The organism is Pseudonocardia lutea (assembly GCF_042658055.1).
Lineage (GTDB): Bacteria > Actinomycetota > Actinomycetes > Mycobacteriales > Pseudonocardiaceae > Pseudonocardia > Pseudonocardia lutea.
On record NZ_JBHSQK010000019.1, the window covers coordinates 118,076 to 144,412 of the forward strand.

A 26,337-nucleotide genomic window follows, 5' to 3' on the forward strand; every position below is an offset into this window, starting at 1 on the left:
TCAGTCCAGCACCCCGCGCCGGGCCAGCCGGCCGATCACCAACGCGCTGAGCAGCGGTACCGCGGCCAGCACCGCCCAGGCGACCACGGGAGGGGCGACGGCGGGGTCGAGCAGCGCGCCGGCGCCCGTGCTGCCGACGAGCACCGCGAGCCCGCCCGCCGAGGACAGCACGCCGAAGTGGGCGCCGAGCCGGCGCTCCCCGGCCAGCCGGGGCACGAGGTCCTGCGCGAGGGGGACGGCGAGCATCTGGCCCGCGGTGAGCAGCACGACGAACGCCACCGCGGGCCAGAGTGCCGGGGGCAGGGCGGCGACCGCGACCGCCACCAGCGCGAACGCGGCCGCCATGAGCACGAACCCGAGGACCAGCGGCCGGAGCCCGCCGCGCCGCCGCGCCCATCGGGTGACGGGGAGCTGCCCGACGATCACCATCACCGAGGCCAGCACGAACAGCCAGCCCAACGCCGCCTGCCCCCCGGTCGCGCGGGTGAGCTCGGCGGGCAGGGCCAGGTAGAGCTGGTTGTAGCAGAGCAGGTGGCCCGAGTAGCCCGCGGCGAAGGCGAGGAAGCGCCGGTTGGCCAGCACCTCCGCCCAGCCGGCGAGGAGCGGTTCGCCGGCGTGCGGGGCGGGCCGGCGCGGCAGCCACGCCGCGTGCGCGGCCAGGATCAGCACGAACGCCCCGGCGGCGACCAGGCAGGCCAGCCGGAAGTCGACGAGCAGCAGCGCGGTGCCGACCAGGGGCCCGACCACGGACCCGACCTGCCCGGAGACGGCGAACATCGCGAAGACGTCCGCCCGCGCCACCCCGCCGACCTCCTCCTGTTCGCCGGCCTCGCGGGCCAGCGACGACTCGACGGCCGGGGAGAACAGGGCGGCCGCGAAGCCGGTGAGCAGCGCCCCGGCCAGCACGCCGGGCAGCGCCGTCGCGACGCCGAGGAGCACGAACCCCGCGACGCGCAGAGCGCAGCCCGTCAGGATCACCGGTCTCGCCCCCCACCGGTCGGCCAGGGCGCCCCCCACCACGAACAGGCCCTGCTGGCTGAACGTGCGCAGCCCGAGCACGAGCCCGACGACCCCGCCGGCGAGCGCGAGGTCCTCAGCGAGATGCGTCGCCAGGTACGGCAGCACCATGAAGAAGCCGACGTTGAACGCCAGCTGGGTCACCACGAGCAGCCGCATGACGGGGGGCAGGCGGCCGAAGTCGGCCAGTGCGGCGAACCGGCGCAGGCCGGCCCGTGCGGGGGGAGGGCCCTCGGGCCGGCTTCCGGGCATAACCGCCCATTACTAGCATCTGCACCTGCGGCGCGACAGCGTGATCCAGAGGATCTTGCTCACCGCATTCATGCAGGTGCGTGCACATGATTGACAGGCTGTTCCGATGGACGGACGATCTCGGGCGGCCCGGCGGTGCCGGCCGTGACCCCGCCCCCGGCCCCGGAACCCGGCTCGAGACCAGGAAGGCCCCGATGCCCCGCGCCACCCCGTCCCGCCCCCGTCCACGTGCCCGACGGCGCGCTGCCCGCGCCCTCGCCGTCGTCGCCCTGGTGGCTCTCGTCGCGGCCTGCGGCTCCGGCGGGCCCGCCGGCGCCCCGGTGCCCGACGGCGAGCTCCGCCTCGCCGCGCAGTTCGCCCCGCGCTCGGGCTACGCGATGGACACCGACGACGCGTACGTGGTCGCGCAGCTGGGCTCGGCCGAGGCGCTGGTGAGGGCCGGGTCGGACGGCACCCCGCAGCCGGGGCTCGCCACCTCGTGGGCGCAGACCGTCGACCCCCGCACCTGGCGGTTCGCGCTGCGGCCGGGCGTCACCTTCCACGACGGCACCCCGCTCACGCCCGCGGCCGTGGTCGGCGCCCTCACGTGGGTCGCCGGCGTCGCCGCGCCGCCCCGGGCCGTGAAGGGGGTCGGGCTGCAGGCCGCCGAGGACGGCCCGTCCGCCGTCACCGTCACGACCACGAGGCCGGACCCGATCCTGCCCCTGCGGCTGAGCAGCGTGAACACCGCGATCCTCGCCCCGGCGGCCTACACCGGCGGGCCGCCGTCCGTGGTCGGCACCGGCACCGGGCCGATGCGGCTGGTCGCGGCGGACGGGAACCAGGAGGCCACCCTCGAGCGCAACGACGCCTACTGGGGCGGCCGGCCGCAGCTCGCGAAGGTGAGCGTGCGGTACGTGGCCGACCCGGCGGCCCGCGCGCTGGCGCTGCGGGCCGGGGACGTCGACCTCGCGCAGGGCCTGCCCGAGTCCGCGCTGCTCGGGTTCACCGCGGACGGCGGCTACTCCGACCAGGCCGTCGCCGCGCCGCGCACGGTCTCGCTGATGCTCAACCAGTCCGCCGCGCCCTTCTCCGACAGCCGGGTCCGCCGGGCGGTCGCGAAGGCGATCGACCGCACCGCGCTGGCCGAGCAGGCCCTCGCCGGGTCGGCGCTGCCGGCGTCGGAGCTCTACGGCCCGGCCGTGGCGTGGGGCAGCCAGGACCCGCCGCCCGCGCCCGACCCGCAGGGTGCGCGGGACCTGCTCGCCCAGGCCGGGTACGGCCCGGACCGGCCGCTCACGGTCCGGCTGCAGACCTACCCCAACCGGCCCGAGCTGCCCACGCTCGCCGCCGCCGTCCAGGGGATGCTCCGCGAGATCGGCGTCGACGCGCAGATCCGGATCGGGGAGTACGGGCCGGCCGAGCCGGACCTGCTGGCCGGCCGCTACGACATGTACCTGCTCTCCCGCAACTACCTGACCGACGTCCCGGACACCGGGTCGACGCTGGTCAGCGACTACACCTGCGAGGGCTCGTACAACATCAACCGGTACTGCTCGCCGGAGTTCGACGCCCTGCTGGCCCCGCTGGCCACCACCGCCGACCCGGCGCAGCGGCAGGAGGTCTTCCGGGCCGCCGCGGCCCGGCTGAACGCCGACGTCGTCGGCGTGCCGCTGGTGCACTCCCAGGAGAACGCGGTCACGAAGGGCGTCTCCGGGTTCACCGTCGACCCGCTGGCGAAGTCGCTGATCACCCCCGAGCTGACCCGCACCGGTTGAGTGGGCGGCACCCTCGCGCGCCGGCTCGCGGCCCTGCCGGCGGTCCTGCTGGCCGCGTCGCTGCTGATCTTCCTGCTGCCGCGGCTGGCCGGCGTCGACACCGTCCGCGCGGTGCTGCGCAGCCGCGTCGCGGAGGCCGAGCCGGACCCGGTGGCCGCCGCACGGGTCGCCACCGAGCTGGGCCTGGAACGTTCGTGGATCGAGCAGTACCTGCGCTGGCTCGGCCACGCACTGACCGGCGATCTCGGGCTCTCCTTCGCCACCCGCACCGCGATCGCCCCGCAGCTGTTCGCGGCGCTGGGGGTGTCGGCGGTGCTCGCGGCCCTCGCGCTGCTGGTCGCCGCGGTGGTCGGGATCCCGCTCGGGGTGCGGGCGGCCCGACGCCCGGGCGGCCGGCTGGACCGGGTCGTGACCGCCTGCTCGATGCTGGGCGTGGCCGTGCCCGAGTTCGTGCTGGCGCCGGTGCTGGTCCTGGCGTTCGCCGTCGCGGTGCCGCTGCTGCCGGCCACCGGCTGGGGCACGCCCGGGCAGGCGGTGCTGCCCGTGCTGACGCTGGCCGCCTTCCCGGTCGCGCTGGCCGCCCAGCTCGCCCGGGCGGAGACGATGGACGCCCTCTCCCGCCCGCACGTCGCCGTCGCCCTCGCCAAGGGGATAGGCGGGTCGCAGCTGCTGTGGCGGCACGGCGCGCGGCTCGCGCTGACCGGCGTCACCGCGCTCTCCGGCATGTTCTTCGCCGGCCTGCTCGGCGGCGCGGTCGTGGTCGAGGTCGCCTTCGGGATCCCCGGGCTGGGCCGGCTGCTCCACGACGCCGTGATCGCCCAGGACCTGCCGATGCTGCAGGCCGGGCTGCTGGCCGTGGTCGCGGTGGCGCTGCTGGCGGGCCTCGCGGCCGAGCTGCTGCAGCTCGTCCTGGACCCGGTCGCCCGGGCGGAGGTGGAGGTGTGAGGCGCGATCCCGTCCTCACCGCCGTCGCGGTGCTCGCCTCGGCGCTGGTGATCGCCGCGCTGGTGCCGGTCGACGGGCTCACCACGGACCTCGCCGACCGCTTCGCCGGACCCTCCCCCGCGCACCCGCTGGGTACGGACAACCTGGGCCGCGACGTCCTCGCCCGGCTGCTCGCCGGCACCCGTCTCTCCGTGTGGTTCACCCTGGTCGCGGTGCTGCTCTGCGCCGCCGCCGGCACGCTGGTCGGGGTCCTCGCGGGGTACGCGGGCGGGCTCGCGGGCCAGCTCCTGCAACGGGCGCTCGACGTCCTGGTCGCGATCCCGACCGTGATCGTCGGCCTGGTCGTCGCGGCGGTCCGCGAACCCGGGCCCGGCACCCTGCTGATCGCCGTGCTGCTCACCGGCTGGACGCCGTTCGCCCGGCTCGGCTACCAGCTCACCGTGCGGGAACGGGCCCGCGAGTACGTGGAGGGGGCGGTGGCGCTGGGCGCCGGGCCCGGGCGGATCGCGGTGCGGCACATCCTCCCGAACGCCGTGCGCCCGTTGACCGCGCACGCCTGCCTGCGGTTCGCGAACGTGCTGCTCTCGCTCGCCGCGTTGTCCTTCCTCGGGCTGGGCGCCCAGCCGCCGACCCCGGAGTGGGGCGCGATGCTGGCCGAGGGCCGGCAGTACCTGTTCGCCGCCCCGCAGCTCGTGCTGGTGCCCGCGACGGCGGTCGTGGCCGTGTCGCTGGCCGTCACCCTGCTCGGCCGGCAGCTGGAGTCGCGGTGGTCCGGCCGATAGGGTGCTCCTGCCATTTACTTGCGAAAGGGGTCCCGGGTGGCGGTCACGAGTGCGAGCGGGCGGCGGCGGGGCGAGGTCCGGCCGGAGTGGAAGGAGACGCTCGGCGGCGTCGGCGTCGTCCCCCCGGTGGTGACCGACCTGCGCGCGGGCCTCGCGGCCGAGGGCGCGGCGATCGTCGCGGACTACGCCACGGATCCCGAGCGGCTGGTCGACGCGGCCGCGAAGGCGCTCGGCGGGAGCCTCCGCGAGCTGTTCGGCATCCGGCCGCAGGGCGGGTCGGACGCGCCCCCGCTCGGGCTGCACTCGGACGGCGCGAACGTCGTCGTCGACGTGCACGGCCGATCGGTCCGGCTGCGGGACCCGGACGAGGACTGGCTGCTCATGCTGTGCGGGCGGGCGGCCGACGTCGGCGGCGACTCCGTGCTGGTCGACGGCTACGCCCTGGTCGAGGCGTTGCGGGCCGCGGCCGAGCCGGAACTGCGCGAGGTGCACGACTTCCTCGTCGGCACGGACGTCGACTACTTCGGCACCTGGGTGAACCCGGCTCGAGGGGTGCCGGGGACCCCGCTCGTGCGGCGGCTGGTCGAGTACACCCGGGCCGGCCGCCGCGTGGTCCGGGCGAGCGACCACGCCGCCCCGGTCCCGCGCGAGCCGCAGTGGGAGCGGCACCTCGGGCTGATCGAGCGGTACGCGGACGTGCTGGCCACCGCGATGGAGGTGGCCCCGCGCTTCCGGCTCGACGCGGGCGACCTGTTCGTGCTGGACAACTACCGGTTCCTGCACGGGCGGGACGGCTACGAGGGCGAGCGGGTGCTGCACGTGCTCACGGTGCGCACCACCGAGGCGGCGTAGGCCTCCCGGGGCGACGGCCCTGGCGATCTCCCGGGAGATGGGGCACCGCCGCGGCGGGTGAGGCACGGTCAGCGGGCGCTGCGGACCGTCACGTCGCCCAGCAGCGACCACACCCGCAGCCGGACGACGGGTGCGCCGGGCACCCGCGGCACGGGCGCCAGCTCCACCTTCTGGTCGCCGAGCAGGCCGAAGCCGCCGATCTCGACCTCGACGCCCTCCGGCACGGTGAGCTGCACGTCGCCGATCAGCGACCAGGTATCGACCACGATGGGCTCGGCGGCCCGACCCTGCTCGACCACCGCCCCCCGCAGGTCCAGGTCGACGTCGCCGAGCAGGAGCAGCACCGTGGTGCGCCGGCGCAGCGACCACCGGCCCTTGCGCCTGAGGTCGCCCAGCACGCCGACCAGCACGGACCGCCCGGGCCGGGTCGCGCCGACCACCGGCGTGGGCAGGTCGGTGAGCAGGCGCTCGATCGCCACCCCGTCGTCGGCCGCCCAGACCCGCCCGACCCGGTCGGTGAACTCGTCGAGGGTCAGCCGGCCCTCGCCCACCGCGCGTTCCAGCCGCTGCTGCGCGTCGCGGCGGCGGGGTTCCAGGTCGTCGGGCACGGCGGCGGTCACGACCCGACCGTACCGACGGTCGTCGGGGCGTCCAGTTGATTCGCGCGCCGGAACCCGGTGGCGGCGGCCCGACGACCCGGCCACGTGGACCCGGCCCGTCCACCGGATCCCCGGCCGCGCCGACTCCCCCTTCCGGCGGGCCGCGACCACCGAGCGCCTGCACGGAGCGCTCGACCAGCTCGTCGGGCCGGGGCGATGGCGGCCGCGGTTGGGACTCGGCACCTTCCCGATCCGGTTCCCCACCCCGACGACCCGGGCGACGCCGGTTGGCACGTCGAGGGCAGCTTCACCGGGCCCGCCGGCGAGGTCCGGCTGAACGTGCGCTCACGGGGTCGCGCCTTGCTGATGCTGTTCCTGTTCTCCGAGGTTGGCGAGGCGGACGCGCCCACGAAGGTCCGGGTGGGGTCGCACCGCGCGGCGGCCCGGCTGCTCGCGCCCCACGGGGAGGAGGGCGCCGAGTTCTTCGCGTTCGCCGCTGAGGCGGTGCCGGCCACCGAGGGCCTGCCCGTCGCGCTCGCGACCGGCCTGCCCGGCGACGTCTACCTCGTCCACCCGTTCCTCGTGCACTCCGGGCAGCTGCACCGCGGGCACCCGGCCGCGGTTCATGGCCCAGCCGCCGCTCGATCCGACGGGGCTCCTGGACCTGCACGCGACCCGGCCGACCCCGGTCGAGGAGCCGGTGCTGGCAGCCGTCGGGTGAGCCTCGGCCTCCGGGCCCGGACCCGGTCCGCCGGCCGACCTCAGAACGCGGCCGTCGACCACCGCACCCCGCCGTTCGACGGGGCGGCGCCGGACCCGGCCGCGAGCAGGGCCGCCACCGTGGCCGCGCGGTCGAGGGAGAGCCGTGGGTCGCCGGGGTCGGCGAGGAGGGCCCGGTACAGGCCCGCGTAGTGCGCGGTCTTGCGGTCGACCGTCCCGTCGTTGCCGAGGTGCGCGCGGATCTCGCCGTCCTGCAGCAGCAGGCCGGTCATCGCGGTGTGGTCCAGGAGCAGTTCGTGCCCGCCGGACCAGCGCAGCGTGGTCCGCTTGCTGCTCGACCCGGTGCACCAGTTCGTGACGAGCGAGGCCCGCCCGCCCGGGAAGCGCACCTCGGTCACGGCCCGCATCCCCTCCGGATCCGCGTGCTGCACGACGACGCTCATCTCGCCGACGAAGTCCGCCAGCATGCTCAGCTGGTTGGCCCCGGAGTCGATCCACCCGGAGACGTACGACGCCCGGCGCTCGGGCGGGAAGAGCACAGAGGGATCGCTGAAGTCGGCGAGCACGACCTGCGGCGGGCCCCAGCCGTGCTCCTCGACCGTCGCGAGGGCCCAGCGGACCTCGGGCGAGTACGCGAAGTGGTTCACCACCCGGAGCCGGTCGAGGTGGGCGGCGTGGTCGCGGCGGAAGGCGGCGAGCAGGCCGGGGTCGCCGGTGAGCGGCTTCTCGGACAGCACCGTCGTGCCCGGCGCGGCCGCGAGGGCCTCGGCCGCCAGCCCGAGGTGGGTCTCGGTCGGGGTGGCGAGGACCAGCAGGTCCGGCGCGGCGCCGGTCGAGAGCGCCGCCCCGAGCGTGGGGAACCACGCGGCCGGACCGACGAGCTCCTCCGCCGGCCGGACGGGGTTCACCAGGGCCACCACCTCGACCTGCGGGAACGAGCGCAGCACCCCGAGGTGCACGCGCCCGATCACCCCCGCCCCGACCACGCCGACGGTGCGGCGGCCACGCTCGTTCGTCACCCGGAGGTCCGTCCTTCCTGCCGACCGGTGCCCGGACGGAACCTAGATCGACGGCCCGGCCGCCGTCGTCCGAGTTCGCCGGCGACCGGGACGTGAGGGCTGCCGGAACATGATCGAACCGCCCTGAGGTCCCGCTCGCCTTCCGGGCGTGCGGCCGCCGCCCGGCCGGCTCAGCCCGCGAGCCGGACCGCGGCGGTCGCGGTGCGCCACCGCTCGTCGAGTCGCGTGGAGCCGGCCGTGCCGGCGCGGTGGCAGTCCTCGATCGTGCCGATCAGCCGGTAGAGCGCCTCGGCGACGAAGCCCGGGGGCAGGCTCGCGACGGCGGTGCTCGCCTCCGAGACGGCCTGCGAGACCCGCGGCGACCGTGGCGAGTGCCGCAGCGCGGCGACCGCGAAGTAGACCGCCCGGAGGGCGCGCCGCAGCTCCCGTTCGGACGCCGGCCCCCGCCGACTGCGCTCCGCCCGGCCCTGCTGGTGGATCCGCGCGTCCATCTGCACACACCTCCCGGTCCGCACCGCTCGTCAACGTCGATTGACGTTCGTCAACCTAACATTGACGAGCGTGGCGTCAAGTTAGCATTGACGCGTGTCGGCTGACGGTGGCCTCGAACGGGTGCAGAAGGCCCTCGACGCCCTCGCCGGCGCCGGGAGCCCGCTCGAGGCCCTGGCCGCGGCGAGGGACCTGCGGCTCGCCGCCGAGGAGGTCGAGCGCCGCCGCGCCGCCGAGGCCCGCGCGGCCGGCGCCAGCTGGTCCCGGATCGGCGCCCTCTACGGCACCACGAAACAGAACGTCCAGCAGCGCTTCGGCGCCGCCCGGAAGCGGGCCGCGGAGAAGCCGGCCTGATCCGCTCACGCCCGGGCGGCGAGCGCCTTCGCGAGGCGGTCGGGGTCGGGTTGGGCGGGAGCGGGGACCCCGCTGCGGTGGGCGGCCTGCACCGCCCGGACCCGCGCCACGACGGCGGGGTCGGTGTAGACGTCCTCGGGGCGGGCGAGCATGCCGCGCACCGAGGTGGCGGTGCGGAAGAGGGCGGGGTCGAACAGCGCGGCCGCGGAGAGCTCGTCGAACCCCACCCGGCCTGCCGACGGGGCCGGCGCGGGTGGTGCCGCCGGGGCGGCGGGCCTGCCGTCGAGCACGCCCCGCTCGTGCAGCACGCGGCGGACCCGGGTGAGGCGCGCCGCGTCCGTACGTGCCTGGTCGACGTAGAAGGGCTCGACGCCCTCGGTGATCGCGGCGTCGTGCGCCAGGGCGCGGGCGAGCGGGTCGCGGGGGTGCGCGGCGAGCACCTCGACCAGGTCGAGCGCGGTGCGCAGGGCCACCCCGAGCCCGCGGGCGAGCGTGGGGTTGGTGGTGCACACGCCGTCGCCGACGGCGTGCAGCCCGAGGGCGACCGGGCCGGTGTCGTCGACCAGGCGGTGCAGCGTGTTGTGCAGGCCGCCCATGGGGAAGACGTCGCTGACCGGTTCCAGCACGTCGAGCCAGCCCCGCAGGCCGGGCACGGTGTCGAAGACGGCGGTGAACACGGCCGGGTCGCGCACGACCCGGAACCGGTGGTCCTCGGCCAGCGGACACAATCCCAGCAGGACGATGCCGTTGTCGGCGCCCCACATCCCGGCGACGAACTCGTCGAGCGGCAGGATCGTGCGGTTGTCCGCGCGCCCGGGCAGCCCGTTCGTGCCGCGGAGGCGGTAGTGCCGGCTGTAGTAGGCCAGGCCGCAGTCGGCGACGACCACGCGGCGGGGCCGCGCGCCCGCCTCGGCCAGCCAGGCGTCGACCCGGGACCGCCGGCCCGAGGCGTCGACGACGACGTCCGCGGCCAGGTCGCCGTCGTCGAGGTGGACCCCGGTGACGCGCGGGGGAGCCCCGCCCTCGGTCCGCAGCCCGCGGACGGTCGCGCCGCCGCGCAGCGTGATCCCGGGTTCCGTCCGCGCGATCGCGTCCAGGACACGGTCGAGGGTGGACCGGCGGGTGAGGAGCATGGTGTAGCGGTCGTCGCCCGGCTCGGGGGCGAGGTCGCGGAGCGTGGGCGGTCGCTGGGCGGCGAGCCGGGACTCGACGGCACCGTCGCGGAGCAGCCCGGCGTGGACGTCGGGGAGATGCTCGCGCAGCAGCAGCCGGTAGCGGGCGAGGAGGACGTGCGGCTGCACGATCTGCGGCGCCGTCGGCCGGAACGCGCGCCCGGCGGCGTCCTCGACGGTGGCGGCGGGTTCCAGCCGCTCGCGCTCCAGCACGGTGACCCGATGCCCGGCACGCGCGGTGAGCAGCGCGGTCATCAGCCCGGCCGCCCCCGCGCCCACGATCACGACGTGCACGCCGCACCTCCCGGAGAGTCGTCCCCTCAGTGGAGCAGCACCTTGAGCCCGATGACCACCCCGCCCAGCGCCGCGCTGCCCAGGCCCCACGCGACCGCCTGCAGCCGGGTGGCCCCGGCACGGCGGGCGGCGAAGTGCCCGAAACCGCCCAACATCAGGGTTGCGAGGCCGAGCGCGACGAGGACCGCCAGGGGGAGGCGCCCGGTGAGCAGCGCGAGCACGACCAGGACGACGAGCGGCGTCAGCCCGGCCTCGACGACCGGGAGCCCGCGGCGCAACACCGCCAGCACCCGCGCGCGTCGCCCTGCCGCGTGCACGGCGGCGGCCAGCAAGTCCGCGTACCGCTCGGCGGCCCAGTACACGACGACCGTCACCACCACCGTGAGGACGAGCTTGCCGAGGTCGCGGTACGCGCTGCCGATCGCGATCCCCGCGGCGCCGATCACCGTGCCGTAGATCGCGTGGGCGAGGTCCCGCTCGGTGCCCCACCGGTGCCGGCTCAGCGCGGTCCGGCGCAGCAGCCGGTGCAGCCGGTCCGGAGGCGCCGTGCGGTCCGGGCCCGTCCCGGCGGTCACCCCTGCATCCCGGTCGGCGGTGGAAGCCATCGTCCGACGATGGACCCGCCGCGCGGTGCGGGCCGTCACCCCGCACGGGTGAGCGAGGCACCCCACACCGCAGGGGAGGGGGACCGGCGAGCGGTGGACCGCCCCGCGGCCCGGGTGCGGCTCAGGGCCCCCCGCTCCTCCGGCGTCGCCGATGGACGATCACCCAAGCCACCCCCGCCAGGACCAGGCCGCCGAGGAACACGCCCGCCTCGGCCGCCACCAGGCCGACGACGATGCACAGCACGGCGAGCGTGATCAGCGCCGGCAGTATCCAGCGGGGCCGCCGGGGCGGCTCCAGCCCGCGCCCCAGCCGCCGGTCGAGCTCCGGGTCCTCGGCGCGGAGCCGGCGCTCGATCGCGGTGAGGAGGCGCTCCTCGTCGCCGCTCAGCACGGCACTCGCCCCGTGCCGGGCGTTCCCGTCCGTTCGTCCCCCACAGACACCGCGCGACCTCCCCCGCTCGCCGTCGCGTCGGACGATGGGCGGCCCGCCGCCTCCGCGCCTCGCCCCGCCGGGGTGAAGGCGGGCGGGCGCGCGGACGGTAGGAGTGAGGGAGCCGGCCGAGGGGCCTCGCCGCCCGGCCGGTGCCGCGCCGACGCCGTGTCGCGCGGCATCGACGGAACGGATGGTGATCGGCGATGTGCGTACCCCGGGCAGCGGTCCGCAGGGTCGGCGGAGTCCGCTGACCATGGCCCGCACCGAGTACTACCACCACCCGGCCCCGCCGCGGCCCACCGTCGTCGCCCCCAGCGTCTTCGCCGTGGTGCGCGACGACGCCGACCGGGTCCTGCTCGTGCGCCGGGTCGACGACGGGCTCTGGGAGCTCCCCGGCGGGCGTGTCGAGATCGGGGAGTCCGTGGTCGACGCGGCCGAGCGGGAGGTGGCCGAGGAGAGCGGGGTCCTGGTGAAGGTCCTGCGGGTGGCCGGCGTCGACAGCGACCCGGGCCACGTCATCGTCGACGCCCGCTCCGGCGAGGTGCGCCAGCAGTTCGCCCTGTGCGTCCACGCCCGGCCGGTGTCCGGGGACCCGCGGCCCGACGGCGACGAGACCTGCGAGGCGGCCTGGACCTCGGTCGACCGGCTCGAGGAGCTGGCGATGCACCCCGCCGTGCGCCGGCGGCTCCGGCACGCCCTGACCGAACCCGACCACGCGCACGTCGGTTGAGGTGCGCGCGGGACGCCGGTGACCGTGGTGTGAGGGAACAACGGTCCCGGGACCCTGTCGCCGGGACCCCGGCGCCGTGGAGACTGAGCGCCGTGACGGGTGACCAGGCTCCCGCGGTCGAGCAGCTGCTGCGCGTGGAGTCGCGCCGGGCGGGGCCCGCGATGGTGGTGACGGTCGCGGGCGAGGTGGACATGTTCACCTCCCCGCGGGTGGAGGAGGCGGTCGGCCGCGCGCTGGCCGACCCCGCCGTCGACGTGATCGTGGTCGACCTGACGCACGTCGAGTTCCTCGACCACGCCGGCCTGAGCGCGCTGGTCCACGCCCACCGGGCGGCCGAGCGGCGGCGCGAGCCGCTCCGCGTCGTCGTCGACCACAACCGGCCGGTGGTCCGCCCCCTCGAGATCACCGGGCTGGAGCGGGTGCTGGCCCTGTACTACGACGTGGCGGAAGCGCTGCGCGGGGCGCCGGAGCGGGACGAGAGCGGAGGCTGAGCCCGCCGCGACGGCGGGGCCGCTGGTCGTGCGGGGGCGGGAGGCGTCACACTCACGGGTAGTGCCAGCGCATCGGGACCAGTCGGAGGACCGCGCGGGCCCGCCCCCGGGAGCGGGCCCGGCCCGTGGTACGCCCCCGAGCTCCGGCGGGGGAGTACCGCGCTGGCAGATGCGCCTGCCCGCGGTCCTGGAGACGCTCGGCCTGATCCGCTCCGGGCTGCGTCGGTGGCTGACGCTGCTGGAGTGGCCGGACGACCCGGCGCTCGACATCGTGCTGGCGGTCAACGAGGCGGTCAGCAACTCCGTGGAGCACGCCTTCCCACCCGCCGGCTCGCCCGACGGCGTCGTGGAGGTGACCGCCGAGGTCGAGCGGGTCGACGGTGGGCGGCGGATGCGGATCCAGGTCCGCGACACCGGCCGCTGGCTCCCGCGCCCCACCCCCGAGGCGTACGTCAACCGCCGCCGGGGCCTCCCGATGATGTCGGCCGTGATGGCCGAGGTCCGGATCCACCGGGGCGGGTCGGCGGGGGCACCGGGCGACGGGACCGTCGTCCACCTGCGCAGTCCCACGGTGCCCGTGCCCTGAGGGACCTGCCCGGCGCCCTCACCGCACCCGCTGTGGGCGGAAGCCCTGGCTACAGGGCGGTCGCGGTGCGGACCAGGCTCGCGACGGCACGGGAGCGGCTGTGCGGGGGCCAGGCGATCAGGGTGGTGACGGGGTGGGCGTCCACCACCGGGACGGCGACGAGGCCGTCACGCAGACCGTTGCGCACCGACTCGGGCAGAAGGGTGGTGGCGCGGCCGAGGCCGATCAGCTGCAGCAGCTGCGCGTGGTCGTGGACCTCCGGGCCGGCCCCCGGCTCGTACCGGCCCGTCACGTCCGGCCAGCGGGCCATCGGGAGGTCGGGCAGCGTGGTGAGCTCGGCCGTCGTCAGCTCGGTGCGCGTGCTCAGCGGGTGCCCGGCGGGGAGCACGGCGACCTGCGTCTCGGTGGCCAGCGCCGCGGTGTCGAAGCCGCGGACGTCGTCGAAGGGCAGGTGCAGCAGCGCGACGCCCGCGCGCCCGTCGCGCAGCATGCGCGCCTGCTCGCCGATCCCGCAGAGCAGCACCTCGACGGGCGCGGAGTCCGGTTCGGCGGCGTAGCGGTCCAGCAGCTTGGCCAGCAGCTCGGCCGACGCGGCCGCCTTGGTCACGAGCACGAGCCCGCCGTGCTCCCCGCCCGCGCGGCGGGTGCGGCGTTCCGCCGCCTCCACCGCGTCCAACGCCGCCCGGGCCTCCCGCAGCAGCACCGCGCCCGCGCGCGTCAGCGCGACGCCGCGGCTGTTGCGCTCCAGCAGCGTGACCCCGAGCCGGCGTTCGAGCTGCCGGATCGCCCGGGACAGCGGCGGCTGCGCGATCCCGAGCCGCTGGGCGGCCCGCCCGAAGTGCAGCTCCTCGGCCACCGCGACGAAGTAGCGCAGCTCCCGCGTCTCCACCTCGGCGAGGATACCGTCGCGGTATCGCCGGCGACCCGATCGGTGTTGGCCGCGCGGACGGGGCCGGGCAGACGATCGACACATGAGCGAACGGACGGTCGCCCTGGTCACGGGGGCGAACAAGGGGATCGGTCACGCGATCGCGGCGGGGCTCGGTGCGCTCGGCTGGCGGGTCGGGGTCGGAGCGCGCGACGAGGCCCGGCGGGAGGAGGCCGTCGAGAAGCTGCGGGCGGGCGGGACGGACGCCTTCGGCGTGCCGCTGGACGTGACGGACGACGCGAGCGTCGCGGCCGCGGCGGCCCGGCTGGAGGCCGAGGGACGGCTGGACGTGCTGGTCAACAACGCCGGCATCACCGGCGGGATGCCGCAGGAGCCGACCGTGGTCGATCCCGCGACCATCCGCACGGTCGTCGAGACCAACGTGATCGGCGTGGTCCGGGTGACCAACGCGATGCTGCCACTGCTGCGCCGCTCGCCCGCGCCGCGGATCGTGGTGATGTCCAGCGGTGTCGGGTCGCTGACCCGCCAGCAGGACCCGGCCGGGGAGACGGGGCCGATCTCGGGGGCGTACTCGCCGTCGAAGACCTTCCTCAACGGCATGGTCGTGCAGTACGCCAAGGAGCTCGCCGGGACCCCGATGAAGATCAACCTGGCGTGCCCCGGCTACGTCGCGACCGACCTCAACGGCTTCCGCGGGCACCGCACACCGGAACAGGGCGCCACCGCCGCGATCCGGCTCGCGACACTGCCGGACGACGGCCCCACCGGCGGCTTCTTCGACGAGGACGGCCCCGTCCCCTGGTGACCCGACGGGCCCGGCCGGCAGCGCCGCCGACGCGATCGGGCCTACCGGCCGGGCCGTTCCCGGCTCACACTCGTGGGGCGACGAGCGGGAGGTGCTCCATGGCGGTGTGCGTGGCGGAGCCGGGGGTCCCCACCCCGGTCCGGATCCCCGAGCGGACCCCCGCGCCGACGGTTCCGGCGCCGACGGTTCTCGGGACGGCCCGGGCGATCGTGGAGCGCGGGTGGTTGCAGCACGCCTGGTGCGTCGACGACCGTCCCTCGCGGCTGGCCGGGCTGCTCGCCGGGCCGCCGAGGCCGGAGGAGGTGGAGCGGGCCTGCCTCGTCGCCGCGATCACCGTGGCGGCGCACCACGGCGGGCGGCTGGTGAACGTCGAGCGCGACGCGATGCCGTGGATCGCGCTCGCCTGGCGGTGCCTGCCCGGCGCCGGCGGGCGGCCGGTGCCGCGGGGACCGCGGGCGACGGCCCTGATCCGTGAGCTCACGGTGTGGAACGACGCGCCGCACCGGACGCAGGGCGAGGTCGTCGCCCTGCTGGACCGGGCGGACCGGCTCGCCCGGGTCGGCTGAGCGGCGTCCGGCCACGCGCTCAGCTCAGACGGCGAGCAGCCGGCCGAAGGAGCCGAGGGCGCGGACCGCGGTCGCGTCGGCGGCGTCGACCACGCCGAGGAAGGCCGCGTAGCCGTGGATGAGGCCGGGTCCGGGCACGTGCTCGACCGGCACCCCCGCCGCCGCGAGGTGCTCGGCGTAGGCGGCGCCCTCGTCGCGCAGCGGGTCGAACTCCGCCGTGGCGACGACGGCCGGGGCCACCCCCTGCACGTCGGCCGCCAGCAGGTCGACCTCGACGACCCCGGCCCCGCCGCCGGGCAGGTACTGCGCGAGGAACCAGGCCATGTCGGCGTGGGTGAGGAAGTAGCCCTCACCGTTGTCCCGCACGGACGGCGAGCTCATCGACGGGTCGGTGGCCGGGTAGAACAGCAGCTGCCCGGCCAGCGGGAGCCCGGCGTCGCGCGCCCGCAGCGCGAGGCCGGCGGCCAGCGAGGCGCCGGCGCTGTCCCCGGCGGCCCCCACCGGCCGGTCCGGGTGCCGGGCGAGCGTCCAGCGCAGCGCGGTGACGGCGTCGTCGAGCCCGGCGGGGAAGGGGTGCTCCGGCGCGAGCCGGTAGTCGACGGACACCACGACCGCGCCGAGCGCGTTCGCCACCCGGCGGCACAGCGGGTCGTGCGTGTCCAGGTCGCCGACCACCCAGCCGCCCCCGTGCAGGTAGACCACGGCGGACCCGCGGTCCTGCGCGGGCGTGTAGACCCGCACCGGCACCCCGTCGGCCGTCGTGTCCTCCACCCCGGCGACCGGCTCCGGCACGAACCCGGGTCCGCGGCGGGAGAGCGCCAGCGTGCGGTACCGCTCGCGCGCGGCCGGGGCGTCGCCGCCGGTGAGGCGCTCGAAGCCCGCGGCGGCGAGCGCGTCGAGGACGGTGCGGAACTGCGGGTCGAGCGGCACGGGCGGGCTCCGGGTGTGGTTGCGGTCGCGGACCCCGCCAGTGGATCACGGCGGAGGGCGGCCCGCCGGACGTGCCACGCCGGCTAACGCCCATGGTCGTCGGTGCGACGTGCAGGTCAGCACCGACCACCGGGAGGCACGCGTGCCCGACGCCGAGCCGATCGCCGAACCGCCGCGTACGGCCGAGCTCCCGGTCGTGCCCGACGAGCGGTCCGTGCCGCCGCCGATCGTCCTGCGGCTGCTCGGGATGACGACCTACCTCGGGCTCGCCGGGTTCGTCGTGGCCGAGACCGTGCAGGTCGCGACCTCGGGCTGGACCGGGTTCGCCGCGGCGAGCCTGCTCAACGCCCTGGTCTGGCTGGCCGGCGTCAACTCGCTGATCATCGGTTGCGGGCACCTGCTGTTCCCCGACCCGATCGCCGAGTCCATCGGCTGGCCGGCCGGCAACCCCTTCCAGTGGGAGGTCGGGCTGGCCGGGGTGCTGATCGGGGTGCTCGGCATCCTCGCGGGCAGCGGGTTCGACCGGCAGTTCCAGCTCGCCGCCCTGCTCGCCTTCGCGATCTTCTACCTCGGTGCCGCGGTCGGCCACGTGGTGCAGGTCGTCCGGCACGGCAACCGCGAGGCGGGCAACGCCGGGTTCGTTCTCTGGTACGACGTGCTCGCCCCGTTGCTGGTGATCGGCCTGTACGTGGCCTCCTGACCGCCCCCGGGAACGGACAAACCCGGCGCTAGACTGCCGGCGTGCACGCACTGCCGAGGTCCCGCCGAATCCTGACCGGTCTCGCCGCGGCGGTCCTCGCCGTCGGCCTGGCCGGCTGCGGGGGAGGCTCGTCGAGCACCGCGTGCGGCCTCGACGGCTGCACGGTCACCTTCCCGCGCAGCGGCGACGCGTCGGTCTCCGTCCTCGGTGTCGAGGCCCGCCTGGTCGGCGTGCAGAACGACGTCGCGGAGATCCAGGTCGCGGGTCAGCAGGTCCGGGTGCCGGTCGGCGGGCAGACCGAGGCGGGCGGGTTCACCGTGGGCGTCGACCGCGTGACCGACACCGAGGTCGTCGTGCGGGTGCGACCCTAGGGGCCCTGGACGAACCCGGCCGCGTACTCCGGCCCGGGCTCGATCGGCGTGATCACGGCCCCCCGGTCAGGGGAGCACGCCGAGCTCGCGGGACCGGCGGACGGCCTCCTGCCGGGAGTCCGCGGACCTCGGGCTACGAGCACTACGCCGCCCAGTCCGCCGCGCTCGAGCAGGTCGGCGACGCCGGCAAGGCCATGGGCGAGGCCTACCTCGCCAACCACGTCTGGGGCACCCCGGACCAGTGCGTCGAGAAGACGCGGCGCATCGCGGAGGCCTTCCGGCCCGAGGAGTTCATGCTGGTCATGCGGTACGGCGACATGCCACGGGAGGTCGCGGAGAGGAACGTCGCCCTGTTCTCCCGGGAGGTCCTGCCCGCGGTGCAGGCCATCCCGCTCGAGGAGCCGGTCGCCTACGACGACGCCCTCACGGCCTGACGACGTCGGTCCGGCCGGTCGCGCGGGAGCGACCGGCCGGACCGGCCTCATCCCGGGCCACCTTCTACCTGCACTTCGAGAGCAAGCTCGCGCTGCTCACCTTCGTCGGGGCGCAGCACGAGACCTGGGCGCCGGCCACGCCGAACCTCATGGACGGCGTCGGGCCGGTGGCCCGCGAGCAGGTCGAGGCCATGGTGCGGGAGGGCTTCCGGCACTGGACCGAGCACGCCTCGCTGATCGGCGCGTTCCTGCAGGCCGAGGCCGTGGAGGTCGGCCTGCGCGGACGGACCCTGCCGCACCTGCACGAGGTCGTCGAGACGGCCTTCCCGCGGTACCTCGGCCAGTTCGCCGGCCCGGAACGCGACCTGGCCCGCACCGAGATGGTCATGCTCGTCCTGCTGACCTACCGCTACATGTTCTACGAGGTCACGAGCCGGGCCCTCGGCCGAGGACCTCGACCTGCAGATCCGGGCGATGACGGACCTCGTCTGGCGGGTCGTGACGGCCCGCGCGCCCTCCCCCGGACCCTGAGCCGGACGGCCGGAAGACCCCTGGCTGCCGACCGCACGGTCTGGGACCGTACGGCGGGGCGGTCTTCCGAACGGACGGTGGACGATGGGGTACGACACGCTGCGGGACCACGGCCGGGCGCGCCTGCGGGTCGGCCTCGCCGCACTGACGGCGCTGGCCCTGGCCGGGCTGGTGGGGGCGTGTGGGGGGACCACGGTCGCGACCGGCTCCGGGACCGTCCGCACGGAGAACCGGCCGGTGCCGGGCTTCGACGCGGTGGAGTTCGCGAGCGCGGGGACGCTCACGATCGAGCAGACCGGGACGAACTCGCTCGAGATCCGGGCCGACGACGGCATCCTGCCGTCGCTCACCAGCGAGGTGCAGGGCACGACGCTGAAGCTGGGCGTCCGGGAGGGCACGATCCCGTCGAACGCCGACATCAGCTACCGGGTCACCGTCGGGCGGCTCACCGGCCTGACCGTGTCGGGCGCCGGGGCGGTCACGGTGAACGGCGTCGACGGCTCCGAGCTCGCGGTCACGCACGGCGGCGCGGCCCGGGTCGTGATGTCGGGCCGGGTGACCCGGCAGACGGTCGACCTGACCGGCGTCGGCCAGTACGACGCCGCGAACCTGAGCTCCGAGGAGGCCGACGTGACGGTCGGCGGAGCGGGCTCGGCGGTCGTCGACGTGAGCCGCACCCTGCAGGCGCGGATCACCGGCGTCGGCAGCATCGAGTACGAGGGGTCACCGCAGGTGACCCAGGAGGTCACGGGGATGGGGCGAGTCTCGAAGCGGTAGCCGACCGTTCACGGACGCGCCCCTGGTGCCTCTCTGTGCTCTGCGTCACACTCGTCGCCTCCGAACCGGGAGGGGGACGACATGACGGCAACCGACACAGAGAGCGGCACCTACGTGGTCGAGGGGCGCCTCCTCGAGGTCTGTACCTGCAAGGCGGTCTGCCCCTGCTGGGTGGGCCTCGATCCGGACGGCGGCGTGTGCGACGGCTCCGTGGTCTGGTACGTGGACCGCGGCACCGTGCAGGGGGTCGACGTGTCCGACCGCGGCCTCGCGCTGCTCGCCTACATCCCCGGCAACGTCCTGGCCGGGAACTGGACCGCGATGGTCTACGTCGACGACCGGTGCTCCGAGGAGCAGGAGAAGGCGCTGCTCGACGTCTTCACCGGCGGGCTGGGCGGGCCGATCGCGGACCTCGCCGCCCTGATCGGCGAGGTCGTCGGCGTGGAGCGGGCACCCTTCGCCGCGACGGTGCAGGAGGGCAAGGGCACGCTCAAGATCGGCGACGTCGTGGAGGCCGAGTTCCAGCAGCTGGTGGGCGCGACCGGGCAGCCGACCACCCTGTCCGACTCGGTGTTCTCCACCATCCCGGGCTCGCCCGCCTATCCGGGCACCGCGTCGGTGTACCGCCGCAGCGGGAAGAAGCTCGGCCGGCCGGACATCGACATCTCCGGCTACAACTCCGTGCAGGGCCACTTCCGGTTCACGGGCTGATGCCGGCGGTCGCGGTCCGGACCCGGCTCCGCGACCCGGCGATCGGGCTGTGGGCGGCCGCGGGTGCGTGCTGGCTGCTCAGTGGCTGGCTCGTGCTCGCGGGCGGTCACCAGCACGGTCCCGCGGCGCCCCGGCTCGGTCCCTTCCTGCTGGCCTGGCCGGTGATGGTCGGCGCGATGATGCTGCCGACCGTCGTGCCGCTGGTCCGGCTGTTCGCCCACGTCCGGGCCCGGGCGCCGCGACCGGGCGGGGCCCTGACGGCGCTGGTCGCCGGCTATCTCGCGGTGTGGACGGCCATCGCGGCCCTGGCCTTCCTGGTCGCGCTGGGCGTCGCCGCGGCCGCCGGCGCGGTCCCGTGGCTCGCCGCCCGGCCCGAGGTCCCGCTCGGGCTGGCCATGCTGCTCGCGGGGGCGTTCCAGTTCAGCCGGCTCAAGGAGGCGTGCCTGCGCGCCTGCCGCAGCCCGGCCACCGTCCTGCGCCGCGAGTACCGGCGGGGCCCGGCCGGCGCCGCCCGGCTCGGCGTGCGGCACGGCGTGTCCTGCGTGGGCTGCTGCTGGGCGCTGATGCTGGTCATGGTGGTGACCGGCGCGGCGAACCTGTTGTGGATGCTCGGCCTGACCGCGGTGATGGTGCTGGAGAAGACCAGCCGGCAGGGGCCCCGGCTGGTGCCGGTGATCGGCACCGGCCTGCTCGTCCTCGGCGGGGCGCTGCTGATCGCCGGGGTGGCGCGACCGGGGTGACGCGACCCGACGGCGGTCGCTCAGACGAGGTCGCTGCGGCTGAGCACCCCGACGAGCCGGCGGCGCTCGGTCACCGGCAGGACCCGGAAGCCCCGGTCGACGACCAGGTGCCGGGCCTCGGCGAGCGGGGTGTCCGGCCGGACGACGGTGGGGGAGCGGGTCATCGCGGCGCCGACCGTCCGCGGGGGCCCGCCGCGGCTGCCGTCGAGCGGGTCCCGCAGGAGATCGGCCTCGCTCACCACGCCGACCAGCGAGCCGTCCTCCTCGACCACGGGCAGCAGGCTGAACCGCCGGGTCAGGAGCACCTCGACCGCGCGTGAACACGGCGTGGTGGGCCGGACGACGACCAGGTCGCGGTCGGTCATCACCTCGCCGACCGTCCGGGCGTCCGGCCGCCGCGCCCGCGGCAGGCGCGGGGGGACGGGATCGGGCAGCACGGTCCGGCCGAACAGCCGGGTCAGCAGTCCCGGCTTCGCACGCGGCCCGCGGAGCAGGTCGCTGCGGGTGACCACGCCGACCAGCAGCCCCCGCTCCACGATCGGCATCACCCGCAGCTCGCCGTAGGTCCGCAGCCGGTGCGCGACCACGGCGGCGCTCGTGGCGGGCGACATCGTCAGCACGTCCCGGGTCATGATCGAGCCCACCGTGGCGGTCGGGTCCGCGCCGTCCTCGCGATGCCGCAGCACGTCGACCAGGCTGACGATCCCGACCAGCCGGTCCACGCCCCGGACCACCGGCAACGCGCTGAACCCGGCCCGGAGCATCCGCTGCGCCGCCAGGTCCACGGGGTCCTCGGCCTGCACGGTGACGAGCCGCCGGGTCATGACGTCGCGCACGCGGACGGGCATCCGTCCGACCCTAATGGTTCCGCGCGGCCCGGCACGATCCACGACGACGGGCGGCCGGTCACGCGCCGCCAGCTCGATCCGGAACTGCAGCACCTGCCAGGCACAAGCTACGTGTCAGGAGATTCCTGGCAGGTCCCGCGGCCGGACGGCGGTTGACGGGGCCCGGGAGGCGCAGGACCCTGGCCGTCCCGCTCGGCAGGTCGGCGGGTCCTGTCGCGGTCCACCCGCCGGTACCCGGGGCGAGGGGCGTCCGCGGGCCGCGCCGATCCGGGGAGGTGCCGGCATGTCCGTCACCGACGTCGAGGCCCTGCGCCAGGGTGTGGAGAAGATCGCTCCCGTGCTCCGGGAGAACGCGTCGCTCGGCGACCGGGAGTGCCGGCTCCCGGACGCGTCCGTGCAGGCCATGCGGGAGGTGGGGCTCTACCGCATGTGGGTCCCCCGCTCGCTCGGCGGGTACGAGATCGACCCGGTGAGCGCGTTCGACCTGATCGAGGAGATCGCCCGGGTCGACGCCGCCGCGGCGTGGAACCTGTACATGTCCGTGAGTCCGAGCATCTTCACGATGTGGCTGCCCGAGGAGGGCGCCCGCGAGATGTTCGCCGATCCCGGCGCCCGCCTGGCGGGCACGCTCTTCCCGCCGCTCACGGCCGTGCCCGCGGACGGCGGCTACCGCGTATCCGGCCGGGCCCCGTTCGTCAGCGCGTGCCATGCCGCCGAGTGGATGGGCTTCGCCGCGATCGTGACCGACGACGGTGCGCCCCGCACCACGGAGGAGGGAGAGCCCGTCGAGGTGCTCGTGTTCGTCTCGCGGGCCGACGGGCGGATCCTCGACAACTGGGACGTGCTGGGCATGCGGGGGACCGGGAGCCACGACGTCGTGCTCGACGACGTCCTGGTGCCGGAGCGGCGCGCAGCACTGTTGATGCCCTTCGGCGAGACCCCGCCCGGCCCGGCGTTCCAGGGGCCGCTGTACCGGATGGTGTTCTGGCAGACCGCGGGAGTGATGGCGGCGGTCGCAGTCGGAATCGCCCGCGCCGCGATCTCGGAGTTGGTGGACCTGGCCGCGGTGAAGACACCGGCCTTCACCGGGATCCCGTTGCGGGAGCGCCCCCAGGCCCAGATCGCGATCGGCAGGGCCGACGGGCTGCGGTGTGCGGCGCGTGCCTACCTGCGCGAGGTGCTCGCCGAGGGCTATTCGGCCTGCGAGGCCGGGCGCCCCTTCGACACCGACCACCGCCGGTCCATCCAACTGGCGGCCACTCACGGGGTCGAGGCCGCCGCCACCGCCGTGCGGCTCGTGCACGAGGCCGCGGGCACGTCGGCCATCCGCAACTCCCGCCCGTTCGCGGCGCACTTCCGGGACGTCCACACCATCACCCAGCACGCTTTCGTCTCCGCGAACCGCTACCAGTCGGTCGGCCAGCTGATGCTCGGGGTCCCGCCCGAGTGGCCCCTGTTCGCCTTCTGACGAAGGGCCGGGGGCGCCTGGCTCGCCGACGTGCCGGGGCCCGGCGCTCAGGTCCCGACGAGCAGGCCCCAACGCGACGCCAGTCGCGCGGCCTCGACGCGGTTGCGGCACCCCGTCTTGGCGAGGATGTGCTCGACGTGGGTCGCGACGGTACGGCTGCCGATCCCGTGGGTGGAGGCGATCTCCGCGTTGCTCAGCCCCTGCGCGATCCCGTCGAGGACGTGCAGCTCACGCGGGGTGAGCCCGGCCGGGGGCGGCACCTCGCGGTGGAGCAGGACCACGCCGGACGGGGCGGCGTACAGCTCGACGGCGATCACCGCGTCGTCCCGGACGAGGTGCAGGGCCCGTACCGCCGGCAGGCTTCCCGCGCGCACCTGCTCCACGACGCCTGACAGCGGCGACGGCGGGACGAGGAGGTCCGGGCGCGGCCCCGGCGAGAGCGGGGTGATCTCCCCGTGCGCCCCGACGACGAACCCGTCGGCCTCCCCCGCGACGAGCGGCCCGGTGGGGGACCGGGGCGGGGGGACCGGGTCCAGCGCGGCCGCGAGCTCGGGCCCGAGCAGGTCGAGCAGGGCGACGGTGTCGTCGTCGGGGTGACGCGCGTCGAGCGTGCTCGCGTTCAGCATGCCGACGTAGCGGCCGTCGGCGGCGAACAGACACTGCGTGACGCCGTCCCGGAAGCCGAACGGGGTGATGACCCGGTCGAAGATCTCGCCGCGGCGCCGGCGCGGGGCCAGGTCCCGGACCCGGACGGGCACGCGCTCCTCGCGGACGAGGGTGAACAGCGGATCGGCGTGCATGCGCCCGTCGAGCAGATCGGTCACGGCGGCCGGGTACGACGAGGCCAGGGTGCGGTGCCGGCGTGCCGCGGGGTCCCAGGGGGAGAGCGCCACGCAGTCGGCCGGCAGGACCGGCCGCAGGCCCTCGAGGGCGGCGGCCGCGGCGCCGGGCGTGCGACTGCCGTGGCGGCGGAGGAAGGACCGCAGCTCCCGGGCGGCGGTGAGGGCGGTCACACGGCGCACGCTACCGCGGCCGGGAGGTCGTGGACCAGGAACGACGGGGTCGGGCGGATCCGTCGACCGACCGATGCGCGGTGCCGTGCCCGCCCCTACCGTCCTGCCTCCCCGACCCACGGAGGCAGTCCATGAAGCCCGACGAGTACGCCGACCTCGACGCGACCGCGCTCGCCGCCCTGATCCGCTCCGGCGAGGTCACGGCCGAGGAGGTGCAGGCCGCCGCCGCCGACGCACTCGACGCCGTGCAGCCCGACCTGAACGCACTGGTCGGCGAGCGCTTCGGCACGCCGCTCGACCACGACCGGGGCGGACCGTTCGCCGGTGTCCCGTTCGCCGTCAAGGACCTCATCGTGCATGCCGCGGGTGTTCCGCAGCGCGCCGGCAGCCGACTCCTCGGCGCGGGCGTCCCGATGCCGTCGGACACCCACCTCATGGCGCGCTTCCGGCGCGCCGGCCTCGCCACCCTCGGTGTCACGGCGACGCCCGAGCTCGGCTTCAACGCCAGCACCGAGCCCGTCGCGACCGGCCCGGTGCGCAACCCGTGGGACCTCGGCCGGAGCTCGGGCGGGTCCAGCGGCGGCTCCGCGGCCCTGGTCGCCGCGCGGGCGCTGCCCCTGGCTCATGCGAACGACGGCGGCGGATCCATCCGCATCCCCGCGGCGGCGTGCGGGCTGGTGGGGCTGAAGCCGAGCCGCGGGCGGACCTCCCCAGGACCGGACTACGCCGATCCGCTGCTCGGCCTCGGCGTCGAGTTCGCGGTGACGCGGACGGTGCGGGACTGCGCGGGCCTGCTCGACGCCGTGCACGGGCACGAGCCGGGTGACCGGTACCTGCTCCCGGACCCGGTCCGGCCCTACACCGAGGAGGTCCGCACCGGCAGCCAACCACTGCGGATCGCCCTGCACACCACCCCGTTCTCCGGCGAGGGCGGTGTGGATCCCCGATGTGCGGCGGCGACGGAGGCCGCGGGTCGGACGCTGGAGGAGCTGGGCCACACCGTCGAGCCCGCCGCACCCGCGCTCGACGCCGCCGCCTTCGACGACGCCAACCTCGTGGCGTGGACGAGCTTCCTCGCCGACGGGGTGGACACCTTGGCCGCGGCGCTCGGCGTCCGCCCCGGACCCGAGCACCTCGAGGCCACCACCCTCGCGTGCGCCGAGCACGGGCGAAGCCTGCGCGCGTCGGACCTCTTCGCCGCCGACCGGGTGTTCAACGCGACCACGCGTGCGGTCGCGGCCTTCCACCAGCGGTTCGACCTGATCCTCACCCCGACCATGAACGTGCCCAACACGCCGCTCGGCCACCTCGACGCGGACGACCGGTCGCTGGACGCCCGAGGCTGGTACGACCGCATCTTCTCGACGGCCGGGTTCACCGCCCTGTCCAACGTCACCGGCAACCCGGCGATCTCCCTCCCGCTCGGCCGCACCGAGGAGGGCTGGCCGATCGGCGTGCAGCTGATCGCCCCGTACGCCGCCGAGGGAACGCTGGTCGCGGTCGCCGCCGACCTGGAGCGGGCCCTGCCGTGGGACGGTCACCGGCCCACGACCATCGTCGGCTGACCGGGGTTTCGCGCTGCCGGCGAGTGGGACATCAGGGCTGTTCTCCGCGCCTCCGACAGCCCTGGTGTCCCACTCCCCGTCGCGCCGGGCTCTCACGCCGTTCCGGCAGGTCCCCTAGCCTGGGCGGCGTGGCGAGCGGGGGTGGGACCACGCACGCGTGGAGCGGTGACCGGCCGTTCACGGCCGTGGTCACCGGGGCGGCGCGCGGGATCGGTCGCGCGCTGGCCGAGGAGCTGCACGGGCGCGGCGCCGCGCTGGTGCTCGTGGACGTCGACCCCGCGGTGCGGGACGTGGCCGCGCGGCTCGGCGGCACCGCGGAGGTCGTGGACGTGTCCGACCCGGAGGCCGTGGAGTGGCTCGCGGGGCGCTCGTCGGGAGCCCGGTTCGTCTGCCTGAACGCCGGGATCGTCGGGCCGTCGGTCGGGGCACCGTGGGAGGTGCCGGCCGCCGAGTGGGACCGCGTCTTCGCGGTGAACGTCTCGGGTGTGGTCAACGGCCTGCGGGCCTTCGTCCCGCGGCTGCTCGCCGCGGCCGAACCCGCACACGTGCTCGTCACCGCGTCCCTCGCCGGGATGGCGGTGCTCCCCGGCGGCGGGGCGTACGGGCCGTCGAAGCACGCGGTCGCCGCGCTCGTCGCGCACGCGGCGATGGCGCTCGAGGGCACGCCGGTCGGGATCAGCATGATCTGTCCGGCGTTGGTCGCGACCGGGATGTCGCCGGTGGGCGCGGACCCCGCCGACGTCGCCCGGGAGGCCCTCCGGGCGGTCGACGACGGGGTGTTCGCCGTGGTCCCGCCGGAGTGGCGCTCCGCCGTGGTGGACCAGATCGCCGGTGTGGCCCGCGGCGAGCCCCCCGTCCTTCCCGCGCCGAGCGGCTGACGCCGTGGCGACGA

The 26,337-nt window shown here is 76.0% G+C and carries 31 protein-coding genes; 19 read left to right on the forward strand and 12 right to left on the reverse strand.

Annotated elements, in window-relative coordinates; genetic code table 11:
• Complete coding sequence (locus ACFQH9_RS10495) at positions 1-1,269, reverse strand: MFS transporter (RefSeq protein ID WP_379565756.1); 1,269 nt, start codon at positions 1,267-1,269, stop codon at positions 1-3.
• A 272-nt stretch (positions 1,270-1,541) separates the two neighbouring features.
• Between ACFQH9_RS10495 and ACFQH9_RS10500 the strand changes: the two genes are divergently transcribed.
• Genes ACFQH9_RS10500 through ACFQH9_RS10515 form a run of 4 tightly spaced genes read left to right on the forward strand, consistent with a single transcriptional unit; the run spans position 1,542 to position 5,605 of the window.
• Positions 1,542-3,026, forward strand: a complete 1,485-nt coding sequence (locus ACFQH9_RS10500; protein ID WP_379565757.1) for an ABC transporter substrate-binding protein — start codon at positions 1,542-1,544, stop codon at positions 3,024-3,026.
• Positions 3,027-3,971 (forward strand): ABC transporter permease, encoded by a 945-nt coding sequence (locus ACFQH9_RS10505; protein WP_379565758.1) that lies wholly within the window; start codon positions 3,027-3,029, stop codon positions 3,969-3,971.
• A complete protein-coding gene (locus ACFQH9_RS10510; protein ID WP_379565760.1) occupies positions 3,968-4,753 on the forward strand; it encodes an ABC transporter permease in 786 nt (261 codons plus the stop codon). The genes ACFQH9_RS10505 and ACFQH9_RS10510 overlap by 4 nt, the downstream gene beginning before the upstream one ends.
• A gap of 36 nt (positions 4,754-4,789) precedes the next feature.
• On the forward strand, positions 4,790-5,605 hold the full coding sequence (locus ACFQH9_RS10515; protein ID WP_379565761.1) for a TauD/TfdA family dioxygenase: 816 nt from the start codon (positions 4,790-4,792) through the stop codon (positions 5,603-5,605).
• A 68-nt stretch (positions 5,606-5,673) separates the two neighbouring features.
• On the opposite strand, the gene ACFQH9_RS10520 is transcribed toward ACFQH9_RS10515, so the two are convergent.
• The 4 genes from ACFQH9_RS10520 to ACFQH9_RS10535 all read right to left on the reverse strand — a co-directional run bounded on the left by ACFQH9_RS10520 (position 5,674) and on the right by ACFQH9_RS10535 (position 8,434).
• Positions 5,674-6,225, reverse strand: a complete 552-nt coding sequence (locus ACFQH9_RS10520; RefSeq protein ID WP_379565762.1) for a DUF1707 SHOCT-like domain-containing protein — start codon at positions 6,223-6,225, stop codon at positions 5,674-5,676.
• 324 nt (positions 6,226-6,549) lie between these two features.
• Positions 6,550-6,807, reverse strand: coding sequence for a hypothetical protein (locus ACFQH9_RS10525; RefSeq protein WP_379565763.1), 258 nt, complete (start codon positions 6,805-6,807; stop codon positions 6,550-6,552).
• Between the two features lie 158 nt (positions 6,808-6,965).
• A complete protein-coding gene (locus ACFQH9_RS10530; RefSeq protein ID WP_379565764.1) occupies positions 6,966-7,943 on the reverse strand; it encodes a Gfo/Idh/MocA family oxidoreductase in 978 nt (325 codons plus the stop codon).
• 170 nt (positions 7,944-8,113) lie between these two features.
• Positions 8,114-8,434, reverse strand: coding sequence for a hypothetical protein (locus tag ACFQH9_RS10535; RefSeq protein WP_379565765.1), 321 nt, complete (start codon positions 8,432-8,434; stop codon positions 8,114-8,116).
• Positions 8,435-8,528: 94 nt separating this feature from the next.
• Between ACFQH9_RS10535 and ACFQH9_RS10540 the strand changes: the two genes are divergently transcribed.
• Complete coding sequence (locus ACFQH9_RS10540) at positions 8,529-8,786, forward strand: hypothetical protein (protein ID WP_379565766.1); 258 nt, start codon at positions 8,529-8,531, stop codon at positions 8,784-8,786.
• Positions 8,787-8,791: 5 nt separating this feature from the next.
• Here the strand turns inward: ACFQH9_RS10540 and ACFQH9_RS10545 are convergent, their stop codons facing one another.
• The 3 genes from ACFQH9_RS10545 to ACFQH9_RS10555 form a co-directional block, all read right to left on the reverse strand.
• Positions 8,792-10,252, reverse strand: coding sequence for an FAD-dependent oxidoreductase (locus ACFQH9_RS10545; protein ID WP_379565767.1), 1,461 nt, complete (start codon positions 10,250-10,252; stop codon positions 8,792-8,794).
• A gap of 26 nt (positions 10,253-10,278) precedes the next feature.
• On the reverse strand, positions 10,279-10,857 hold the full coding sequence (locus ACFQH9_RS10550; protein WP_379565769.1) for a hypothetical protein: 579 nt from the start codon (positions 10,855-10,857) through the stop codon (positions 10,279-10,281).
• Between the two features lie 121 nt (positions 10,858-10,978).
• Entirely contained in the window at positions 10,979-11,248 is a 270-nt protein-coding gene (locus ACFQH9_RS10555) for a DUF3040 domain-containing protein (protein ID WP_379565770.1), read from the reverse strand.
• Between the two features lie 295 nt (positions 11,249-11,543).
• On the opposite strand from ACFQH9_RS10555, the gene ACFQH9_RS10560 reads away from it, so the two are divergent.
• The 3 genes from ACFQH9_RS10560 to ACFQH9_RS10570 all read left to right on the forward strand — a co-directional run bounded on the left by ACFQH9_RS10560 (position 11,544) and on the right by ACFQH9_RS10570 (position 13,097).
• Positions 11,544-12,020, forward strand: a complete 477-nt coding sequence (locus ACFQH9_RS10560; protein ID WP_379565771.1) for an NUDIX domain-containing protein — start codon at positions 11,544-11,546, stop codon at positions 12,018-12,020.
• A 92-nt stretch (positions 12,021-12,112) separates the two neighbouring features.
• Positions 12,113-12,511, forward strand: coding sequence for an STAS domain-containing protein (locus ACFQH9_RS10565; RefSeq protein ID WP_379565772.1), 399 nt, complete (start codon positions 12,113-12,115; stop codon positions 12,509-12,511).
• 169 nt (positions 12,512-12,680) lie between these two features.
• On the forward strand, positions 12,681-13,097 hold the full coding sequence (locus ACFQH9_RS10570; RefSeq protein WP_379565773.1) for an ATP-binding protein: 417 nt from the start codon (positions 12,681-12,683) through the stop codon (positions 13,095-13,097).
• A gap of 49 nt (positions 13,098-13,146) precedes the next feature.
• Here ACFQH9_RS10570 and ACFQH9_RS10575 read toward each other — a convergent pair whose 3' ends face one another.
• Positions 13,147-13,986 (reverse strand): LysR family transcriptional regulator, encoded by an 840-nt coding sequence (locus tag ACFQH9_RS10575; protein ID WP_379565774.1) that lies wholly within the window; start codon positions 13,984-13,986, stop codon positions 13,147-13,149.
• Positions 13,987-14,068: 82 nt separating this feature from the next.
• On the opposite strand from ACFQH9_RS10575, the gene ACFQH9_RS10580 reads away from it, so the two are divergent.
• Positions 14,069-14,791, forward strand: a complete 723-nt coding sequence (locus ACFQH9_RS10580) for an SDR family oxidoreductase (RefSeq protein ID WP_379565775.1) — start codon at positions 14,069-14,071, stop codon at positions 14,789-14,791.
• A gap of 98 nt (positions 14,792-14,889) precedes the next feature.
• Positions 14,890-15,357 (forward strand): DUF6197 family protein, encoded by a 468-nt coding sequence (locus ACFQH9_RS10585; protein ID WP_379565776.1) that lies wholly within the window; start codon positions 14,890-14,892, stop codon positions 15,355-15,357.
• Positions 15,358-15,381: 24 nt separating this feature from the next.
• Here ACFQH9_RS10585 and ACFQH9_RS10590 read toward each other — a convergent pair whose 3' ends face one another.
• A complete protein-coding gene (locus ACFQH9_RS10590; RefSeq protein WP_379565777.1) occupies positions 15,382-16,287 on the reverse strand; it encodes an alpha/beta hydrolase in 906 nt (301 codons plus the stop codon).
• A 142-nt stretch (positions 16,288-16,429) separates the two neighbouring features.
• Here ACFQH9_RS10590 and ACFQH9_RS10595 point away from each other — a divergent pair, with 142 nt between their 5' ends.
• From ACFQH9_RS10595 to ACFQH9_RS10620, 6 genes are all read left to right on the forward strand, one after another.
• Complete coding sequence (locus ACFQH9_RS10595) at positions 16,430-16,987, forward strand: DUF6790 family protein (protein ID WP_379565778.1); 558 nt, start codon at positions 16,430-16,432, stop codon at positions 16,985-16,987.
• A gap of 41 nt (positions 16,988-17,028) precedes the next feature.
• On the forward strand, positions 17,029-17,358 hold the full coding sequence (locus ACFQH9_RS10600; protein WP_379565779.1) for a hypothetical protein: 330 nt from the start codon (positions 17,029-17,031) through the stop codon (positions 17,356-17,358).
• A 194-nt stretch (positions 17,359-17,552) separates the two neighbouring features.
• The gene (locus tag ACFQH9_RS10605; protein ID WP_379565780.1) at positions 17,553-17,792 is read left to right on the forward strand and encodes a hypothetical protein; all 240 of its coding nucleotides are present in this window, start codon (positions 17,553-17,555) and stop codon (positions 17,790-17,792) included.
• Positions 17,793-18,407: 615 nt separating this feature from the next.
• Positions 18,408-19,100 carry a GIN domain-containing protein gene (locus tag ACFQH9_RS10610; protein ID WP_379565781.1) on the forward strand — a complete coding sequence of 231 codons (693 nt, stop codon included), beginning with the start codon at positions 18,408-18,410 and terminating at the stop codon, positions 19,098-19,100.
• Between the two features lie 81 nt (positions 19,101-19,181).
• A complete protein-coding gene (locus tag ACFQH9_RS10615) occupies positions 19,182-19,811 on the forward strand; it encodes a DUF1326 domain-containing protein (protein ID WP_379565782.1) in 630 nt (209 codons plus the stop codon).
• The gene (locus ACFQH9_RS10620) at positions 19,811-20,551 is read left to right on the forward strand and encodes a DUF2182 domain-containing protein (protein ID WP_379565783.1); all 741 of its coding nucleotides are present in this window, start codon (positions 19,811-19,813) and stop codon (positions 20,549-20,551) included. Before ACFQH9_RS10615 ends, ACFQH9_RS10620 begins: the two co-directional genes overlap by 1 nt.
• A 20-nt stretch (positions 20,552-20,571) precedes the next feature.
• On the opposite strand, the gene ACFQH9_RS10625 is transcribed toward ACFQH9_RS10620, so the two are convergent.
• Positions 20,572-21,399, reverse strand: a complete 828-nt coding sequence (locus ACFQH9_RS10625) for a CBS domain-containing protein (RefSeq protein ID WP_379565784.1) — start codon at positions 21,397-21,399, stop codon at positions 20,572-20,574.
• A gap of 283 nt (positions 21,400-21,682) precedes the next feature.
• Here ACFQH9_RS10625 and ACFQH9_RS10630 point away from each other — a divergent pair, with 283 nt between their 5' ends.
• A complete protein-coding gene (locus ACFQH9_RS10630) occupies positions 21,683-22,867 on the forward strand; it encodes an acyl-CoA dehydrogenase family protein (protein ID WP_379565785.1) in 1,185 nt (394 codons plus the stop codon).
• Between the two features lie 47 nt (positions 22,868-22,914).
• Here the strand turns inward: ACFQH9_RS10630 and ACFQH9_RS10635 are convergent, their stop codons facing one another.
• Positions 22,915-23,880, reverse strand: a complete 966-nt coding sequence (locus ACFQH9_RS10635) for a helix-turn-helix transcriptional regulator (RefSeq protein ID WP_379565786.1) — start codon at positions 23,878-23,880, stop codon at positions 22,915-22,917.
• Positions 23,881-24,011: 131 nt separating this feature from the next.
• Here ACFQH9_RS10635 and ACFQH9_RS10640 point away from each other — a divergent pair, with 131 nt between their 5' ends.
• Together ACFQH9_RS10640 and ACFQH9_RS10645 are read left to right on the forward strand one after the other, a co-directional pair.
• Positions 24,012-25,445 carry an amidase gene (locus tag ACFQH9_RS10640; RefSeq protein ID WP_379565787.1) on the forward strand — a complete coding sequence of 478 codons (1,434 nt, stop codon included), beginning with the start codon at positions 24,012-24,014 and terminating at the stop codon, positions 25,443-25,445.
• Positions 25,446-25,573: 128 nt separating this feature from the next.
• A complete protein-coding gene (locus tag ACFQH9_RS10645) occupies positions 25,574-26,323 on the forward strand; it encodes an SDR family NAD(P)-dependent oxidoreductase (RefSeq protein ID WP_379565788.1) in 750 nt (249 codons plus the stop codon).
• Positions 26,324-26,337 lie beyond the last annotated feature (14 nt).